Origin of the sequence: Acinetobacter sp. YH16044 (assembly GCF_013417145.1) — a bacterium.
In the GTDB taxonomy this organism is placed as follows: Bacteria; Pseudomonadota; Gammaproteobacteria; order Pseudomonadales; family Moraxellaceae; genus Acinetobacter; species Acinetobacter amyesii.
In genome coordinates, this window is the sequence record NZ_VPEK01000100.1 from 1 (window position 1) to 2,550 (window position 2,550).

At 41.7% G+C, this 2,550-nt stretch carries 4 protein-coding genes and 1 pseudogene; all 5 read right to left on the reverse strand.

From position 1 onward, the window contains the following. Nucleotides 1–1,065, reverse strand: a 1,065-nt coding sequence (locus tag FTV38_RS17120; RefSeq protein WP_257224371.1) for a protein rep, incomplete at its 3' end; no start/stop codon positions are given. 85 nt (nt 1,066–1,150) lie between these two features. Continuing rightward, nucleotides 1,151–1,441, reverse strand: coding sequence for a hypothetical protein (locus FTV38_RS17125; protein WP_179991767.1), 291 nt, complete (start codon nt 1,439–1,441; stop codon nt 1,151–1,153). Continuing rightward, on the reverse strand, nt 1,438–1,608 hold the full coding sequence (locus FTV38_RS17130) for a hypothetical protein (protein WP_179995794.1): 171 nt from the start codon (nt 1,606–1,608) through the stop codon (nt 1,438–1,440). Before FTV38_RS17130 ends, FTV38_RS17125 begins: the two co-directional genes overlap by 4 nt. Beyond that, entirely contained in the window at nt 1,601–1,924 is a 324-nt protein-coding gene (locus tag FTV38_RS17135; protein WP_179991768.1) for a hypothetical protein, read from the reverse strand. Before FTV38_RS17135 ends, FTV38_RS17130 begins: the two co-directional genes overlap by 8 nt. A gap of 256 nt (nt 1,925–2,180) precedes the next feature. Continuing rightward, a pseudogene (locus FTV38_RS17965) lies at nt 2,181–2,550 on the reverse strand (hypothetical protein); the annotation flags it as partial.

The window sequence follows — 2,550 nt, forward strand, 5'->3', positions numbered from 1 at the left end:
CGCAACTCCTCCTCCTCCTCCTAGTTCCGCTTTCGCCTTTGGCTCTACGTTGCGTGTAACAATCAAGTCATAGTATGAATGCTTGGCATAGTTGAATTTGTAAAGCATTTCGAGATATGGCAAAGACTGATCGTCTGGAAGTTCGTCCGTAGCTTCTTCAGGGATTTTGACACCCCATAAAAGACCAAATGAGCCAGTTAAGCGACGCCCCTTGAGAATCTTAAAAGCCTCCCAAGTCTTTTCAACCGATAGATCACCAAACTTTAAAGCGTACTTACAGACCTCTGCTGCTGCTCCCGCATAGCCTGAACCCTTTTCTTTTTTCGCCCTGCGAACGTCTACAATATAAGAATCACCAGTGAGGCTTTGCCAATATTCCGCAAACTCTTGCTGATCAATCCAGCTATCCACCAGTGCAAACATGTGAATATGGGGATGCCATTCACCTGTTTTTTCGTTATACGTGTTTTCGTATGAGTACATAGCGCCCTGAACCTTACAAAACTCGTTGTACCCTCGACCCTTCTTGATGAAGTCTCTACGACGCTCTAGGAGCTTCCTAAAGGCGTTTAGAAGATGGTCGGCACGTTCCCGTAGGTCAGAACCGTTTTTTACTGTGAGCGTGATTAGAACGGGCTTGAGCTTGCGATTTTGCGTTAATACTTCATCAATACGTTGAACGTATCGAGTAACAGCACGGGAGGCACGAATAGCAGCGCAGAAAGGGCAAAGCAAATGCTGCCCGCATGTTTGGATTTTTGTTAGTTTGATTTCACCCAAAGTATAGAAATTTTTGAATAGCAGATAGTTTCCGCACTCATTCAATTTTTGGGCAGATTTAAGAGCCGCAATAGATTCATCGTTTTTAACGTCTTTAACATAGTTCTCTTTAAACTTGGCTAGTGTAAAAAGATAGTTTTCTTGGTTTTTAGCCCTATGTTTTAAAGTCGCAAAACGTGTTATTCTATCCGAATGTTGATCTTCGCAAGAAGATTCCAAAGCCTGTAATTCAACGCCCGCCAAAGCAGCCGAATTATGGGCTTTTTTATTGCCTTTTTTAGTCAATTTTTGTCCCCACTTTAATCAATAGTATCAAGAGAAAGAAAAAACAGCGAGTAGGCAAGCCTAACTCACTGTTTTTTTTCGTGTTTCACACGGTTTTTGCTAATTCAGGCTGTGCGCCTTTTGCGACATAAAAAATCACATTACGTCCGCTTGCCATTGCTCCAACAGCAATAGAAATTTTTTGATTTAAGAAGTCGATAAAATCACGATGATTTTCGACTGATAATGTAAAAAGCTCATTTTTTACATCACCGTTTGGAAGCTCCATAGCTCCCAAAATTTGCACCTTGTCACGATCTTCAAAGGCTTCGCCTTTCTTGTTTGTTCCGCCTTGTTGAGTAAAGACGTTTAATACTGTTCCCTCTAACTTAATCATCTTGGAAAACCCTCAATCACTTTTAATCGACCCTCAACAACAGCAATAGCAAATAACGTGATGTCACGTTTTTTATCTAAATGCTCCTGCAACACTTTTTTAAAATATGAAGCAGCTTCATCAAGTGAAGCCATAGGCTTGTTAGCCGTAACCTCAAAATTAGTCATCCGCCATATCTCCAGAATTGATTGACTGGCGATCCTTCAATAAATCCTGAAGAATCCGCCCCTCCTCAACCTGAATGTCATGCAAAGTGTCTTCATCGAGATTTAAAGATAAATAAACCTGATCAAGAGCAATAGCCAAAAGATCATTCAAGACTTTATTTCGAGAGCTGTTTAAGTGTTTTGCAAGAGATTCAACTTTCGCATGAAGATGCAATTGGATACGGAAAGGAACTTGAAAATATGCACCGTGATAGCTAGAACGACCTGTTTTTTTAAGTTCAGCAACAAACAAATCTAAATTAGTTGGCTCAGTCATAATGATATACCCTGTATATGTAAAAAAATTAAAGTAGCTTAACTGGTGAGTTATTTATATATCATTATTCTTTGTGGCGCAACCCTGCGGGATTGCTAAAAGCTCCCACTTAGGTGCTAAGGGGAGCTTTGTAATCAGGGAAAGGAAAGTTAAGAGTTTTTATTGCGTCAGTTCGCAGGCACTCCGCCTGCTCTAACTCTTACGTGTTGCAGTAGAATTTTCAGAATGCACGCTTACGCGTTTCTCAAGAAACAGGCTAACCAATAAAAGCTAATAGCCTATGCTCAACATACGGGAATAGGTCAATATTATATAAATATCCGTCCCATCTTCGGATTCGTTGCCGAACCCGAACACGGGTAGCAGGTGGGATTCTCCAGTGGGCTTTTTTGCGTCCTCGCTTCATTTTCACGTGCTGCGTGCCCTCGCCACGACCGAAAATGATAGCTTCGTCCTTAGTCGCCAATGCTACAGCTTCACAACGTCGGTCGGTCGTCGTCGCAACTCCTCCTCCTCCTCCTAGTTCCGCTTTCGCCTTTGGCTCTACGTTGCGTGTAACAATCAAGTCATAGTATGAATGCTTGGCATAGTTGAATTTGTAAAGCATTTCGAGATATGGCAAAGAC